16 protein-coding genes are annotated in these 15,384 nt (G+C 71.4%); 11 read left to right on the forward strand and 5 right to left on the reverse strand.

What is annotated here, in order from left to right; translation table 11 throughout:
- The first annotated feature begins 119 nt into the window (after positions 1-119).
- The 6 genes from VF647_14895 (at position 120) to VF647_14920 (ending at position 4,468) form a co-directional block, all read left to right on the forward strand.
- A complete protein-coding gene (locus VF647_14895; protein HEX8453388.1) occupies positions 120-458 on the forward strand; it encodes a P-II family nitrogen regulator in 339 nt (112 codons plus the stop codon).
- Positions 455-1,318: a nitrilase-related carbon-nitrogen hydrolase gene (locus tag VF647_14900; protein ID HEX8453389.1), complete on the forward strand. Its 864-nt coding sequence runs from the start codon at positions 455-457 to the stop codon at positions 1,316-1,318. The genes VF647_14895 and VF647_14900 overlap by 4 nt, the downstream gene beginning before the upstream one ends.
- A complete protein-coding gene (locus tag VF647_14905; protein HEX8453390.1) occupies positions 1,315-1,962 on the forward strand; it encodes a hypothetical protein in 648 nt (215 codons plus the stop codon). The genes VF647_14900 and VF647_14905 overlap by 4 nt, the downstream gene beginning before the upstream one ends.
- A gap of 534 nt (positions 1,963-2,496) precedes the next feature.
- Positions 2,497-3,114: a hypothetical protein gene (locus tag VF647_14910; protein HEX8453391.1), complete on the forward strand. Its 618-nt coding sequence runs from the start codon at positions 2,497-2,499 to the stop codon at positions 3,112-3,114.
- Between the two features lie 63 nt (positions 3,115-3,177).
- Positions 3,178-3,552 carry a hypothetical protein gene (locus tag VF647_14915; GenBank protein HEX8453392.1) on the forward strand — a complete coding sequence of 125 codons (375 nt, stop codon included), beginning with the start codon at positions 3,178-3,180 and terminating at the stop codon, positions 3,550-3,552.
- Positions 3,553-3,649: 97 nt separating this feature from the next.
- The gene (locus VF647_14920) at positions 3,650-4,468 is read left to right on the forward strand and encodes a zinc dependent phospholipase C family protein (GenBank protein ID HEX8453393.1); all 819 of its coding nucleotides are present in this window, start codon (positions 3,650-3,652) and stop codon (positions 4,466-4,468) included.
- 161 nt (positions 4,469-4,629) lie between these two features.
- On the opposite strand, the gene VF647_14925 is transcribed toward VF647_14920, so the two are convergent.
- The 5 genes from VF647_14925 to VF647_14945 form a co-directional block, all read right to left on the reverse strand.
- Positions 4,630-5,322: a hypothetical protein gene (locus tag VF647_14925; GenBank protein HEX8453394.1), complete on the reverse strand. Its 693-nt coding sequence runs from the start codon at positions 5,320-5,322 to the stop codon at positions 4,630-4,632.
- Between the two features lie 181 nt (positions 5,323-5,503).
- Positions 5,504-7,825: a UvrD-helicase domain-containing protein gene (locus VF647_14930; GenBank protein HEX8453395.1), complete on the reverse strand. Its 2,322-nt coding sequence runs from the start codon at positions 7,823-7,825 to the stop codon at positions 5,504-5,506.
- A 139-nt stretch (positions 7,826-7,964) separates the two neighbouring features.
- A complete protein-coding gene (locus VF647_14935; protein ID HEX8453396.1) occupies positions 7,965-9,203 on the reverse strand; it encodes a HAMP domain-containing sensor histidine kinase in 1,239 nt (412 codons plus the stop codon).
- 50 nt (positions 9,204-9,253) lie between these two features.
- Positions 9,254-10,549 (reverse strand): serine--tRNA ligase, encoded by a 1,296-nt coding sequence (gene serS / locus VF647_14940; protein ID HEX8453397.1) that lies wholly within the window; start codon positions 10,547-10,549, stop codon positions 9,254-9,256.
- The gene (locus VF647_14945) at positions 10,549-11,100 is read right to left on the reverse strand and encodes a hypothetical protein (protein ID HEX8453398.1); all 552 of its coding nucleotides are present in this window, start codon (positions 11,098-11,100) and stop codon (positions 10,549-10,551) included. The genes serS and VF647_14945 overlap by 1 nt, the downstream gene beginning before the upstream one ends.
- Before the next feature lie 226 nt (positions 11,101-11,326).
- Here VF647_14945 and VF647_14950 point away from each other — a divergent pair, with 226 nt between their 5' ends.
- The 5 genes from VF647_14950 to VF647_14970 form a co-directional block, all read left to right on the forward strand.
- Complete coding sequence (locus tag VF647_14950) at positions 11,327-11,680, forward strand: roadblock/LC7 domain-containing protein (protein HEX8453399.1); 354 nt, start codon at positions 11,327-11,329, stop codon at positions 11,678-11,680.
- Complete coding sequence (locus tag VF647_14955; GenBank protein ID HEX8453400.1) at positions 11,677-12,093, forward strand: response regulator; 417 nt, start codon at positions 11,677-11,679, stop codon at positions 12,091-12,093. The genes VF647_14950 and VF647_14955 overlap by 4 nt, the downstream gene beginning before the upstream one ends.
- 31 nt (positions 12,094-12,124) lie before the next feature.
- Positions 12,125-13,216, forward strand: a complete 1,092-nt coding sequence (locus tag VF647_14960; protein HEX8453401.1) for a sugar phosphate nucleotidyltransferase — start codon at positions 12,125-12,127, stop codon at positions 13,214-13,216.
- Between the two features lie 247 nt (positions 13,217-13,463).
- Entirely contained in the window at positions 13,464-14,693 is a 1,230-nt protein-coding gene (locus VF647_14965; protein ID HEX8453402.1) for a putative sugar nucleotidyl transferase, read from the forward strand.
- Positions 14,694-14,821: 128 nt separating this feature from the next.
- On the forward strand, positions 14,822-15,384 hold a 563-nt coding region (locus VF647_14970), incomplete at its 3' end, for an MBL fold metallo-hydrolase (GenBank protein HEX8453403.1).

The raw sequence follows: 15,384 nt of genomic DNA on the forward strand, positions 1-15,384 counted from the left end.
CGGGGGCGGGCGCAAAGATCGTGCACGGCGCCCCGTGCTTTGCTTGACACCCCTTCGCCGCGTGGGATAAGATGCGCGAACCCCTTTGCGCAAGCCATGCCGCCCCACCGGAGAGCGCCGTGCAGCTCGTGATCGCCGTGGTCGACGAGGAGAAGACGGAGGAGCTCCTCGCCGGTTTCCTGGAGCTGGGCGTGACCGGCGCCACCGTCCTGCAGAGCGAGGGGATGGGACGGCTGCTGGCGAACGAGGCCCCCATCTTCGCCGGGCTGGAGGCGCTGCGCCGCGCCCGCCCCCGCAACCACACCCTGTTCAGCGTGATGGCGGACGACAAGGTGGAGCGCGTGATGGCCCTCGTGCGCGAGGTGTGCGGCGACCTGGACGGTCCCACCACCGGCATCGTCTTCGCCGTGCCCGTATCGCGCGTGGAGGGGCTGTCGCGGGAGCTGGGCCACGGATGAGCTGGGGCCGCACCGTCCGGCTGCGGGTGGAGCAGATGTCCTCCGTGCTCGCCGACCCCGCCGCCAACCTCGCGCGCATCGCCCGCGCCCAGTCCGACGCGGCGCGCGACGGGGTGGACGTGGTCCTGACGCCCGAGCTCTCCCTGACCGGCTACGACGTGCGCGACTCCGTCCACACGCTGGCCGTGCCCGAGGCGGACGACCCCTTCCCCGCCCTGGCGGACGGGCCCGACGTCGTGGTCGGGACGATCGAGCACGACGCGCGGTTCACCCCCTACAACGCGGCACTGCACCTGCGGGGCGGGCGCGTCCTCCATCGCCACCGCAAGGTGCACCTTCCCACGTATGGGATGTTCGAGGAGGGGCGCTTCTTCGGCCGCGGCGAGCGGGTGCGCGCCTACGACGCGGGCGGCGGGTGGCGCGTCGGGATGCTGGTGTGCGAGGACCTGTGGCACCCCGCCCTCGCCTACCTCCTCGCCGCGGACGGCGCGCACCTGATCCTCGTGCAGTCCGCCGCCTCCGGCCGCGGCGCGTGGGCGGGTGGCGCCGCGGGCGGGCGATGGGCATCACGCGCCTCGTGGGAGCACCTCTGCTGCGCCGCTGCCTCCGCGTACGGCGTCTACGTGGTGCTCGCGAACATGGTGGGCGTCGAGGGAAGCTGCGTCTTCGCCGGCGGCTCCATCATCGTCGCCCCCGGCGGCGACATCATCGCGCGCGGCGACGACATGGCCGAGGACCGCCTCACCGTGGATCTGTCTTTAGACGCGGTTGCCGCCGCGCGCCGCCCCTTCTCGCAGGCCCGCGACGACCGCCCTGACATCATCCTGCGCGAGTTGGCGCGCATCGTGGAGGCGCGGTGACGGAGTCTGAGCGCCGCGCCGCCCGCATCGGCGACGCGATTGGCGCCGTCACCCGCCAGGCCCTGCTCGACCGCGGCGCCCAACGCGTCGCGCTGCTGGACGACGGCTCGCCGGAAGCCGCGCTCGCCGCTCGTTTCCTAACCGCCGCGCTGGGAAATGACGCCGTAGTGCGCGTATCGGTAGATGGGGCCGAGTTGGAACCGCTCTTGCACCTTCTGCCGCCCGGCACCCCCCGCGAGCGTCTGGCGGAGGAGACTCGGCGGCTGAAGGCGCGTCTGCTGGAGGGCGTTCTGACCGCGCATCCGGCCAACAAAACGGAGCTGCTGCTGGGCGCCGCGCTCCCTCCCGAGCCGCTCCTTCCGCTGGGCGACCTGTACGCCAGCGAGGTGGCGAACCTGTGCGGAGGCTGGTCCGCATCGCCCGAGGTGCGCGCCCTGGCCGAGTCCGCGGGCGGCGTGGAAGCGCTGGACTCAGCCCTCCGCCGCTGGCTGGACGGCCGCGACGCCGGAGCGCTGGTCACCCTGCCCGGCAAGGTCGCTGAGGAGGTGACGCGCCGCTTCCGCGCCGGCCGTGCCGCCCGCCTCGCTCCGCGCATCGTCCCCAAACTGGGTACGCGTACGCTGGGGGTGGATCTACTGGAGTGAACGGAAAGGTGCGTGAGTGCGTTGCTCCTCCATTTTGTCATCCTGAGGAAGCCGCCTGCGCAGACCTGCGCGGCGCACCGCACTCCTGCGGCGACCGAAGGATCTAGCCGGCGAGGCAAGAGGACGGCGAGTACCCACGGGCCTCTCGCCACGCGCAGTAGATCCTTCGCTCCGCGCCAAACATCAGAGATCGGGCGAGGTCTGAGCAGCGCGTCGCTCAGGATGACAGAGGGGCGGGAGGACAGGCGGTGGGAGACAGGGTGTGGGTGGGAGGAAAAGAGTGTGGGAGGGATGCCCGGTGCACGAGTCGGCTTCAGCCGACTTCGCGTAGTTCCAGCCGGGGGATTCATCCCCCGGTGTGCGACGCCGGCGGCCCGCACCGACGCACCGATGCACCGATGCATCGACGGACCCAACGCATCGACGCCGACGCACCAATGCACAACCGCGTTTACGCACCAGCGCACCGAGGCAGAGACGCATCCACGCACTAACGCACTAACGCACTAATCTGCCGCTTCCGGAGCAATCCGTTTGATCGTATTCGAAGCACTCAACCCGGCGGTGGTGGCCGGCCTGGCACAGGCGGCGGCGCGCGACACGGTGGTCGCGATACCGGCGCAGAGCGGGTGGGTCGAAACGCTGAGCAGCATCGCGCAGATCGTCATCGCGCTCGCCCTGATCGGGATCGGCATCCTGACGCTGGCGATCCTGCTGCTGTCGTGGAAGGTGTACAAGAAGGTGAAGGCCGCGGCGGAGAAGCTGCGCATCGACGTGGACCCGGCGGTGCGCAACGCCATCGCCGCCAGCGAATCCGCCCGCGCCATGGTCGCGACCGTGCAGGGCAACGTCACGGAGATCAGCCGCACCGTCACCAGCGCCAACGAGCGGATCGGCCGCGTGGTGGAAAGCGCCGAGACCCGCGCCGCCGACCTGAACGCGCTGCTCGACGTGGCGCAGCAGGAGGCGGAGGCGCTCTTCATCCGCACCGCCTCCACCCTGCGCGGCGTGAAGGCGGGAGCGGGCGAGCTCCGCCGCACTCTCGCGCCACGGCCCACGACCGACCCGATGGACCACGAGATCACCGACGAAGCGCTGAGCATCCACATCGAAGCCCGAGAGCCGTCCCGCCTCCCAGGTCCCGAGTCCTGAGTGGGAAGTGCCGAACACGAAACGCACTCACGCACTCACGCACCAACGCACTTCCGAGGCCCCATGCCCGAACAGGACGACACCACCGACTTCCTCACCGCGTTCGCCATCGGCACGGCGCTGGGCGTGGGCGCGACGCTGCTGCTGCGGCCGCGCCCCAAGACCGCGCGCGAGCGGCTGATGCGCGAGCTGAAGCCCAAGCGCGGACGCCTGCGCGGCACCGTCCCCGCCGATGCGGTGCGGGTGCGGCTTCCGGAGCCGGCACAGGTCGAGGGGCTGACGGAGGAGGAGGTGATCGACGTAGGGCGCGAGCTGCTGGAGGAGTTCCGCGACGAGGTGCAGCGCATCCTGGCCGACGCGCGCGAGCAGCTCCGCCACGCCGCCAACGGGTCCGACGAGCTGGACGCCGAGGCCGAAGACCTCGCGGATCACCAATAGCCGGGGAGGTGGAGCCCTGCTCGCCGCCTGCGGCATCGCCGCGCTGCTCCTGCTCCTGCTGCCGAACCCCGCCTATGCCTGGGGTCCGGCGACGCACGTGTACCTGGGGCAGACGCTCCTCCAGAACCTGCACCTGGTTCCGGAGGCGGTGCGGGTGCTGTTGGCGGCACATCCGTGGGACTTCCTGTATGGCTCGCTGGCGGCGGACATCTCCCTCGCCAAGAAGTACGCCCCCGAGGGTCGCCACTGCCACCACTGGCACATCGGCGAGGAGATCCACTCCTCCGCCCCTTCGGACCGGCTGCGGGCGGTGGGGCTGGGATACCTGTCGCACTTGGCGGCGGACACCATCGCGCACAACTGGTACGTCCCGCGCCAGCTCCTGCTGACGTCGTCCACCAAGGGGCTGGGGCACTCGTACTGGGAAGTGCGGATGGACAAGCACGTGGGCGAGCGGTACATCCGCCTGGCGCGCAGCGTGGTGATGGACCACGATCACACGGCGGCCGACACCCTCTTCGACCAGGTGCTCTCGGCCACCCTCTTCTCCTTCCGCACCAACCGCCGCATCTTCCGCGGCCTGATCCGCTTCCAGGACAACGACCGCTGGCAGAACGTCTTCGGAACCCTGATCACCAACTCGCGGTGGGAGCTGGCGCCGGAGACGGTGCAGGGGTACGTGGAGCGCTCGTTCGACTACGTGGTCGACTACCTGAACCACCGCGGCGAGGCGATCGCGGCGGGCCTGGACCCCATCGGCGACCGCAACCTCTCCCTCTCGAAGCAGGTGCGCCGCATGGCCCTCCGCGACGGCGCCTGGGACCGCCCCGAGCTCCTCCGCGAGATGGCCGACGAGTTCTTTCCGCTGCCCGAGGTACCGTTCGGGTATCTGGAGCAGGTGGGGACGGGCGGTTGAAACCGCTGCAACAACCGCGGAAACCGGGGGCTGAAGCCCCCGGCTGGAACCACGCGAAGACCGCTGAAGCGGTCTCGGTCGCGGATGCAAGCAAAACCCCCTCCCCCAGGCAGTTGTGGGGGAGGGGGATGCGTCGCGGAGCGACGCTGGGGGTGGGGCCCCTACCGCCCCGCGTGCGGGTGCGCCGGGCGCCCGTCCGCGTGGCCGAAGGAGCCGGTGCCGAGGAAGCGGGTCACCAGGCGCCGCACGTCGCCGCGGTTCATGATGAAGGTGTGGTGCGCGCGGACGACCACGTGCTCCCGCTCCCCCTCCAGGTGCGACTCGCTGATGGATACCTTGCCGTCGCGCTCGCCCGCGATCACGCCGACCTCGGCGTTGGACGGCAGGGGGAGCGTGCGGGCGGTGGCGGTGGAGTCGGTGCGCAGCTCGCGGATGGGAGGCATGAGCCAGCCCACCCAGGGCGTGTAGCGGTCGGCGCTGCGCGAGCCCTGGTTGGGCGGCGCAAGCATCACCACGCGCCCCAGCGGCGCCGGCGGGTCGTTGGCCAGCGCCCAACGCACGATGATGCTCCCCAGCGAGTGCGTCACGAAGTGGACGCGCGGTGCGTCGCCCCGGTGGGTGCGCACCGCCTCCGACAGGCGCTCGCCGAGCACGGGGACGCCCCCGGCGGTGCTGGGGTAGCCCCAGTTTAGGACGCGGTAGCCCGAGCTCTCCAGGGAGCGGGCCATGACGAACATCGAAAGGCGGCTGCGCCCCATCCCGTGCACCAGCACCACCAGCTCGCGCCGGTCGCCGGGTGCGGGCGCCAGCTCGGGCGCTTCGGCGGCGGCGGAAGCGATCACGGCGAGGAGCATGCACATCGCGAGAACACGGCTCAGCCTGCTGAGTAACGCGACGGACACGGCTTCATTTCACGGGTGAACAGATTGCCGGAAGCTCCGGAAAGGATGACGATGCGCGCCCGCGCCCCGTCACCGGCAGCCCCTCTGATGGAAGACGCGGGCCAGCGGCTCCACGCCCGCACGGATCGCGCCATTACTCCCATTCGCGCTCCAGGTTCGCGTAGCGCAGCACCACCGACTTGCGCCCCACGGAGTCGAAGTCGATGGTGGCGCGAACGTCCCGCCCCCCACCCGCCAGCTCGGCCACGGTGCCGGCGCCGAACTGCGGGTGGCGAACGCGCGCGCCCTTGATGATCTGCGGCGCGTCCTGCGAGTCCGAGTAGTCCACCGTGTACCCGTCGTCGCTCGCGGGGGAGGCGAGCGGGGCCGGGGCGCCGTAGAGGCGGTCGCGGCGGCTGCGGAAGTCGGGGGAGACGAACTTCCACGGCTGCGAGTACGACGAGCTGCGCTCCATGATGCGCGCTGTGCGGCGCGTCTCCGTCAGCTCGTCCGGCACCGACTCCAGGAACGAGGACGGGATGGCATCCATCCACTGCGCGCCGCGGCGGCGGCGGCGGGCGTGGATCAGGTACAGCTTCCGTTCGGCGCGGGTGATCCCCACGTAGAAGAGGCGGCGCTCCTCCTCCAGCTGCGCCGGCTCGTCGTGCGCGCGGCTCATGGGAAAGAGCCCGTCCTCCATCCCCGCGATGAAGACGAAGGGGAACTCCAGCCCCTTGGCGTTGTGCAGCGTCATCATCGACACCGCGTCAGCGGAGGCGTCGTGCTGGTCGATGTCGGCCACGAGCGCCACGTGCCCCAGGAAGAGGTCGATGCTCCTCGGCGCGGTCTCCCCGATCTCCTCCAGCTCCATCATCAGCTCGGGGTCCTCCTCGTCCAGGCGCCGCTGGAGGTCGGCGGCGCCTGCGATGAGCTCCTCGAGGTTGGCGACGCGGTCGTCGCCGTCCGGGCCCTCGTCCTTGAGCGACTGCACCAGCCCGCTCTCCGTCACCAGGTCGCGCATCAGCTCGGGGACGGGCATCCCCCGCTCCGCCATCGCCGCGTGCTTGCGGATGAGCGCCGCCAGGTCGGGGAGCGCCCGCGCCGCCGCGCCGCGGATGCCGTCCACCTCGCCCGCGTGCTCGGCCGCGGCCAGGAGCGAGATGCCGGCGCGCGAGGCGTGCTCCGCCAGCCGCGCCACGGACGCGTCGCCGATGCCGCGGCGGGGGACGTTGACGATGCGCAGAAAGGCCTCGTCCGCGCCGGGGCTGGCGACCAGGCGCAGGTAGGCGAGGGCGTCGCGCACCTCGCGCCGCTCGTAGAAGCGGGTGCCGCCGATGACGCGGTACGGGATGCCGCGGCGGCGCAGCGCCTCTTCCATGGCGCGCGACTGTGCGTTGGTGCGGTACAGGACGACGAAGTTGCGCAGCTCCAGCGTCGGATCGTCGGCCTGGCGGGCGCGCACCTCGTCGGCGATCCACTCGCTCTCGTCGCTCTCGTCCGCCGCCTCCACGAGCGTGAGTTTCTCGCCCTCCGCGTTCTCGGTGCGCAGCGTCTTCCCCTTGCGCCGCACGTTCTCGGCGATGACGCGGTTGGCGGCGGCCAGGATGGTCTGCGTGGAGCGGTAGTTTTGCTCCAGCCTCACCACGCGCGCCTGCGGGAAGTCCTTTTCGAAGTCCAGGATGTTGCGCACGTCCGCGCCGCGCCAGCCGTAGATGGACTGGTCGTCGTCGCCCACTACGAACAGGTTCTCGCTCCCGTTCTCCTTCACTAACTCCTGCAATAGGACGTACTGCGCGTGGTTGGTGTCCTGGTACTCGTCCACCAGCACGAAGGGGAAGCGCTCCCGGTAGCGCTCGCGCACGGCGGGCATGGTGCGCAGGAGCTCGACGGGCTTCACCAGCAGGTCGTCGAAGTCGAAGGCGTTGGCGTTCTTGAGCGCCGCCTGGTAGCGCGGGTAGACGTCCGCCACCACGCGCTGGAACGGGTCCGACGCGCTGTCCGCGTACGCCTGCGGCCCCGTCAGCTCGTTCTTGGCAGACGAGATGGCGGAGTGCACCGCGCGCGGCGGCCAGCGCTTGATGTCCAGCCGCAGGTCGTCGCGGATGATGCGCTTGGTGAGCGCCTCCGCGTCGTCCGCGTCGTACACGACGAAGTTGGGCGTCCACCCCAGCCGCGTGGCGTCCCTCCGGAGCATGCGCGCGCCGATAGCGTGGAAGGTCCCGATCCACATCCCCGTCGGCTCGCGCCCGAGCCGCGCACGGACGCGCTCGCGCATCTCGCCCGCGGCCTTGTTGGTGAAGGTGAGCGAGAGGATGCTCCCCGGGTCCACGCCCATCTCGTCCACGAGCCACGCGATGCGGGTGGTGAGCACGCGCGTCTTGCCGGAGCCCGCACCCGCCAGCACGAGCAGCGGCCCCTCGAAGTGGCCGGCCGCCTCGCGCTGCTCGGGGTTCAGGTGGGAAAGATCGACTGCCATTCAGTGCGTTAGTGCGTGAGTGCGCCGAAACAGCAATTTCACACAGAGACACAGAAGGAACTGAAAGCCACAGAGGAAACCCTTCCTTCGGTTCTTCCTCTGTGTCTCTGTGTCTCTGTGTGAGCCATGCAGTTGCTGTTCATCCGCGTGACGCGCCGCTGAAGCGCAGGGCACGGATGCCTTCGCCGCCGGCCGGATCGGCGGCGGGGAGGGTGATCTCGAAAGATGCGCCGCGCGCGCCGGGCTCCGAGGGGAGGAGCGCGAGGCGGCCGCCGTGCACGTCTTCGACAATGCGGCGCGCCAGGGAGAGGCCCACGCCCCAGCCACCCTTCTTGGTGGAGATGCCGGGATCGAAGAGCGTGTTGCGCACCGCGGGCGCCACTCCCGGCCCGTCGTCCGTCACGCGGATGGAGACGCGGCGCTCGCCGCGGGATTCGGCCTCCACGCAGATGCGGCCGCCGGTGCCGGCGAGGGCGTCGAGGGCGTTCTTGACCAGGTTCTCCAGCGCCCACTCCAGCAGCACGGCGTTGGCCAGAACCGGCGGCGTGCCCTCGGGGACGTCGACCTCGATCTGCACCTGGCGGCCCAGGCGAGGAAGGCGCACGCGCATGTAGCGCTCCAGCACGCGCAGGAGGGTGCGCACCTCCACCGCCTGCGTCTGCACCGGGCGGCCAATCCACTCGAAGCGGTGCGCCACCTTTTCGAGGCGGTCCAGGTCGGCCTCCATCTCCGCGGCCACCGCCGGCAGCGACGCCATGTCCTCGCGCTCCTCCTGCGGAAGGCGCAGGATCTCCACCCAGCCGGCGAGCGAGGAGAGCGGCGTCGCCATCTGGTGGGCGGACTCGCGCGCCATGGCGGCCCAGATCCGCTCCCGCTCCGTGCGCGTGTTGTGCCGCACCATCCACCACGCCGCCACCAGGATCCCCGCCAGCGCCGTCACCTGCAGCCAGGGGATCCAGCGCAGGCGGCGCACCGTGGGGGAGTCGCCGTAGTAGGTAGTGCCCAGCAGCGGCTCCACCACCGGCGGGTTGCGGCGCCCCAGCTCGCGCGCGTACGCCTTCACCCGCGCCGCGTCGCGCGGGTTCGCCAGGTCCGCCTCGAAGGGGAGGTTGATGGCATAGGCCGGCACCCCCTCGCTGTCCAGGTACACGAACGGGACGTCGAGCTGCGGCATGGTGGCCGACAGCTTCCAGAGCGTCTGCAGCGGCGCGTCTTCGCTGGGGTCGTTGAGGCCGCTCAGGATGGCGGTGACCATGCGCGTGTGCACCGCGGCCTCGCGGCGCATCTCGCGCACCAGCAGCTGGTTGTAGAGGACGTACGACGCCAGGATCGCCGCGGCCATCAGGCCCAGCAGCGTCGGCCAGAGGCGGCGGCTCATACGCGGAGGGGGAGTACGGAGCGCGGCGGGCCGCGCCCCTTTAGATGATGCTACGCGGGCCCGGCGGGCGCCGCGATCCGGTCCGTGCCGAGGTAGCGCCGCAGCGCCTCGGGGATGACGACCGAGCCGTCCTCCTGCTGCCCGTTCTCGATCAGCGCCACCACCGTGCGCGGCAGGGCCACCCCCGAGCCGTTCAGCGTGTGCACGAACTCCGGCTTCGCCCCCGCCTCCCGCCGGAAGCGGATGCCCGCGCGCCGCGCCTGGAAGTCGCGGAAGTTGGAGCAGCTGCTCACCTCCAGCCAGCGATCCACCCCCGGCGCCCACACCTCCAGGTCGTACGTCTTGGCGCTGGAGAAACCGGTGTCCCCCGCGGCCAGCAGCAGGATGCGATAGGGGAGCTCCAGGAGCTGAAGCACGCGCTCCGCCTGCGCCACCAGCCGCTCCAGCGCCTCGTCCGATGCCTCCGGCCGCTCGAACCGCACCATCTCCACCTTGTCGAACTGGTGGAGGCGCAGGAGGCCTCGCGTGTCCTTGCCCGCCGAGCCGGCTTCGCGGCGGAAGCAGGGGGAGTACGCTGTGTAGGCGATCGGAAGCCGGTCGCCCGCCAGCAGCTCGTCGCGGTGCAGGTTGGTGACCGGCACCTCGGCGGTGGGGATCAGGAAGAGGTCGTCGCTCTCGATGCGGTACGCGTCGTCCTCGAACTTGGGGAGCTGCCCCGTCCCCGTCATGGCGTCGCGGCCCACGAGGAAGGGCGGCTCGATCTCCGTGTAGCCGTGCTCGGTGGTGTGCAGGTCGAGCATGAAGTTGATGAGGGCGCGCTGCAGCCGCGCCCCGATCCCCCGGTACGCCGGAAAGCCGCTCCCCGCCACCTTGGCGCCGCCCGCCAGGTCCAGCATCCCCAGCTCCGCCGCTAGCTCCCAGTGCGGGCGCGGCGTGAAGTCGAAGCGGCGCGGATCTCCCCACGTCCTCACGACCGAGTTCGCCTCCTCGCCGCCGGCAGGGGCGGAGGGGTCGGTGACGTTGGGGATGTTCAGGAGGAGCCGGTCGCGCTCCTCCTCCACGCCCCGCACGCGCACGTCGATCTCGCCGATGCGGTCGCCCACGGCGCGCATCTCGGTGACGAGCGCATCGGCGTCCTCGCCGCGGCGCTTCATCTCGCCCACCTCGCGCGAGACCTGGTTGCGGCGGGCCTTGAGCGCGTCCGCCTCCGCCACCAGCCCGCGGCGCTCTGCATCGAGCGCGCCGAGGCGCTCCACGGCGGCGTCGGTCTCGGCGGGGTTGCCGCGCGCGGCCAGGCGCTCGCGGACCCCGTCCGGGTCGTGGCGGATCTGCTGGATGTCGAGCATCAGTCCGCGGTCAGGCGCTCGTCGTCGCAGTTGAGGTTCACCATCGCCTGCACGCTGGCCGTCCCCGCGGCCGGGTCCAGCGTCAACACCCTCAGCTTGCCGTAGTTGAAGCAGGGGCCGACGGCGCTCTGGTACTGGCGGGTGCGGTAGGTGTACGACGCGCCCGCCACCAGCACCACCGAGCTGTCCGCGTACTCCGAGCGGCGGCGCGAGGCCTCCTCGATGTTCGCGTAGGGCGTGGTGCTCAACGCGATCCCGGGCCGCCCGGCGCGCGTGGACGTCTCGGTCACGACGAAGCGAAAGGTGGAGCCGCTCTGCCGCAGCGCGAAGTCGTACTGCCCCGCGAACTGCGGGCGCTCCGGCGATACGGTGTTCGGCCCGGCGCCGTTGAGCGCGGAGGGCGCGTCGGCGCCCGGCGCGGTGGGGGCGCGCAGCACCAGCGCGGAATCGGCGCGCAGCACGGGCTCGTTGAGGAACGACGTCGGGTCGTCGCACGCGGCGACGGCCGGCGCGGAAAGCGCGGCGGCGAGGATCAGCAGAAACCTGCGCACGGTTCTTCCTATCGTGAGAATCGACTGCGGTTTGCGCGCGGAACAGGAACGCGCCCGGAAAGCTCCGGGCGCCGCGGGAATCCTAGCCCGCGCGCGAGGGTCACGTCAAGTACACCACAAGGGTTCCGGGGTGGCATCAGGGTTGACGCGCCCCCCCGTGCGCGGGTACGTTGACCCCCTACGCCATACCGCCACCCGACACACACGCCCGCCGGAGATCCGCGCCATGTCCGAGCTCGACGACGCCCTTCAAGCCCTGCGCGCCCACCCCGGGGTGGAGCACGTGCTGGTGCTGGGGCGCGACGGCCTCCTGATCCAGCACGCGGGCGACTCGTCGCTGGACGCCGAGACGGTCTCCGCCATGGTACCCGGGGTGGCGCAGTCGGCGCGCGCGCTGGGCGAGGCCGCGGGCACCGGGGCCGCATCGACGGTGGTGGCGCGGATGGGGAGCGGGGTGGCGGTGGTGGAGGTGCTCTCGGAAGAGCTCCTCCTGGCGGTCCTCCTGCGCGACGGGGTCGGGTTCGCGCCGCTCCTGCACGAGGTGGGCGCGCGCCGCGAGGCCCTCGCCCGGCTGGTATGACCACCGCGTCCGCCGAGCCGGTGATGCGCCGCGTGCTGGTGGCCGACGACGAGCCCCACATCGGCCGCATCATCCAGATGAAGCTGGAGCAGGGCCCCTACCAGGTGACGCTCGTCTCCGACGGCCGCGAGGCGCTGGAGGTGCTGAAGTCGGACGAGCCGATCGACGTGGTGCTGCTGGACATCATGATGCCCTACGTCACCGGGCTGGAGGTGCTGGCCGAGGCGCGCGCGCTGAAGCACCGCCGCAAGACGCCGGTCATCATCCTGACGGCCAAGGGGCAGGACGCGGACCGGCACCAGGCGCTGGAGCTGGGCGCGACGGACTTCTTCACCAAGCCGTTCTCGCCCAAGAAGCTGCTGGCGCGGGTGGACGAGCTGTTCGGCGGCGGCGAGCCGTCCGGCGAAGACTGACATTCATCTCAAGCAGACCCGAGGCGCACCCGTGAGCGACACCGACGGCGCCCCGGCCCCGAGCCCACACCTCTGGACGGTGATCCTTGCCGGCGGTGTGGGTTCGCGTTTCTGGCCGGTGAGCACCCCCGCACGCCCCAAGCAGCTGCTGCCGCTGGCATCGGCGCAGCCGCTGATCCGCGACACCGTGGACCGCATCCTTCCGCTGGTGCCCGCGGAGCGGCTGCGCATCCTGACCGGCGCGCACCTGGCCGGCCCGCTGCTCGGCGCCCTTCCCGAGCTGGGCGAGCAGAATCTCCTCCTGGAGCCGCGCGCCGCAGGCACTGCCCCCGTCCTCGCCTGGGCCGCCGCCGAGGTGGAGCGCCGTGACCCGGACGCGGTCATGGTGTCGCTGCACGCGGACCACGTGATCGCGCCGCCGGAGAAGTTCCGCGAGCTGATCGCGCGCGCCGCCGAGCTGGCCGTTGCGCACCGCCGCCTCTTCACCATCGGCGCCGTCCCCACGCGCCCGGAGACGGGGTACGGCTACGTGCGCCTGGGCGATCCCCTCGCCGGCACCGACGTGGATCCGCTTGGCGACCCCGGCTACGGCGTTGCGCGCTTCGTGGAGAAGCCGGACGCCGCCACCGCCGCGGGCTACCTGGCCTCGGGCGAGTACCTGTGGAACACGGGCCTCTTCGTCTGGCGCGCCGCCGACCTGCTGGACGAGATGGAGCGCGTCTCCCCCGAGTTCTCCGAGCTGGTCGCCGTGGTGCGCGCCGGCGACACGGACGCCTTCTTCGCCCGCGCCCCCACCCTCTCCATCGACCACGCGGTCCTCGAGCGCTCCGACCGCGTCGGCGTGGTGCGCGCCACCTTCGACTGGGACGACGTGGGCGCCTGGGATGCCGTCCGGCGCACCCGCCCCGCCGACGAGGCGGGGAACGTGGTGCTGGGCCCGGCCTACGCCGTCGAGTCGCGCGGCCTCACGCTCTATGCCGACGACGGTCCGGTGGTTGCGTTCGGCGTGGAGGACCTGCTGATCGTGCGCACGGGCGGCGTCACCTTCGTCGCCCACCGCGACCGCACGCCGGAGCTGAAGGAGATGCTTGCGCAACTGCCGGAGGAGCTGCGGAATCTGTGAGGGGGCCCTCACCCCCGCTCGTTCCTCGCTGAAAGGCCCCCTCCCCCCGGCCCCCTCCCCCGCCTGCGGGGGCGCAGGGCGGGTGAGGGGGAGAGGTCGAGGCAGATCTCGGCGGCGCCCCAGTCCGCGAAGGCGGCCTTCCCGCGGTTGTTGCTGCGGTTTCAACCGCCGGAGACTGGGCACTAGGCACTCGGCACTGGGCACTCCCCAACGCACTCACGCACTAACGCACTCACGCACTTTCTCCATGCCAGACCTCTCCCTGATCCTCTTCGATGACGCCGTCACGCGCGCGTGGGAGCCGTTCGCCCTCACGCGGCCGGCGGGGGAGCTCCGCTTTGGGGCGATGACCTTTCGCGAGCGCGCGGAGCGGCTCTTCGGGGGGCGCGTGGCGGGGCACCTCGCGGCCGGGCACCTGGCCGGCTTCGCGGAGCCCGGCGCGGCGCCCGTCCTGTCGTTCGACGAGATCCCCACGGAGGGGGACCGGCTCTTCATCGCGGCGCGCGCGGTGCCGGCGTGGGGGAGCGGAGATACGTGGCGCGAGCGGCGCGGCGGCGCGGGGCCGCTGCTGGTGGGCGACGAGGTGGTGGGGTGGTACGCCCCCGCCGGCACTCCCGCCCCGAACGCGGAGTGGTTCACCGAGCCGGCACGCCACCTGGACCGCACCGGCGCCGTGCAGCTCCCGGGACGCACCCTACACCGCGTGTGGGAGCTGATGTCCGAGGGCTTCGGGCAGGTGGCGGTGGACGTGGAGGGCCTCTTCCCGAAGCCGCCCGCCACTGCCCTGCCCCACGGCGTCCACTGGTTCGGCGAGCACCCCATCATTCAGGGCGAGGGCGTGCGGATCGAGCCCGGCGTGGTGATCGACGCCACCGGCGGGCCCGTGTGGTTCGACGACGGGGTGACGGTGCGTGCCTTCAGCCGCATCGCAGGCCCGGCGTACGTGGGGAAGCGCAGCACCATCCTGGGCGGCTCGCTGGAGGCGTTCTCCACCGGCGAGGTGTGCCGCATCCGCGGCGAGTTCGCGGAGAGCATCTGCCTGTCGTACGTCAACAAGGCGCACGACGGGCACATCGGCCACGCCTACCTGGGCGCGTGGGTGAACCTGGGCGCGTTCACCACCAACAGCGACCTCAAGAACAACTACGGCACCGTGCGCCTCTGGACCCCCACCGGCGAGACCGACACGGGCGAGATCAAGATGGGCTGCTTCCTCGGCGACCACGTGAAGACGGGGATCGGCCTCCTCCTGAACACCGGCACCGTGGTCGGCGCGGGGAGCAACCTGTACGGCGCCGAGATGCCCCCGAAGTACGTTCCGCCCTTCAGTTGGGGAACAGGAGAGGATCTATCGGCGTACCGGGTCGACAAGTTCCTCGAAGTCGCCGAGCGCGCCATGGCGCGCCGCAAGGTGGAGCTCGCCCCCGGCGCCCGCGCGCAGCTGGAAGCGGCATGGAAGCGGGCGAGGCCGGAGTAACCAAGTGCTAAAGTGCTAAGTGCTAAGTCCTAAGTGAACAGCGCACTCACGCACTAACGCACTCACGCACCGTTGTTCAGCACTTAGCACCCAGCACTTAGCACTCTCCTCCCACCCCGCGCATCACCTTGAAGGTCACCGTCCTGGGAAGCGGAAGCAGAGGCAACGCCGTCCTGATCGAATCGGACGGCGTGCGCCTGCTCGTCGATGCGGGGTTCAGTGGGCGCGACCTGGAGCGCCGCCTGCACGCCGTGGAGGTCGACCCGTGCACCCTCACCGCGCTCCTAGTGACGCACGACCACAGCGACCACACCCGCGGGATGGGCGTGGCCGCGCGCCGCTGGGGCCTCCCGCTCTACCTGACAGACAAGACCCGCTCCATCTGCGACGACCTGCTGGACGGCACTGAGCGCATCGTCGCCTACACCAGCGACCGCGAAGTGGAGATCGGCGGCCTCGTCGTGACCCCCTTCCTGACTGTCCACGACGCCATCGACCCCGTCGCCGTGACGGTCACCGAGCGCGCCACCGGCGAGAAGCTGGGCATTGCCACCGACCTCGGCCGCGCCACGGCGACGGTTCGGCACGCGCTGCGGGGGTGCGACGTGCTGATCCTGGAGTCGAACCACGACGAGATCCTGCTGCGCGAGAGCCCCTACCCCTGGTCGGTGAAGGCGCGCATCGGCGGGAG

Origin of the sequence: Longimicrobium sp. (genome assembly GCA_036387335.1) — a bacterium.
Lineage (GTDB): Bacteria > Gemmatimonadota > Gemmatimonadetes > Longimicrobiales > Longimicrobiaceae > Longimicrobium.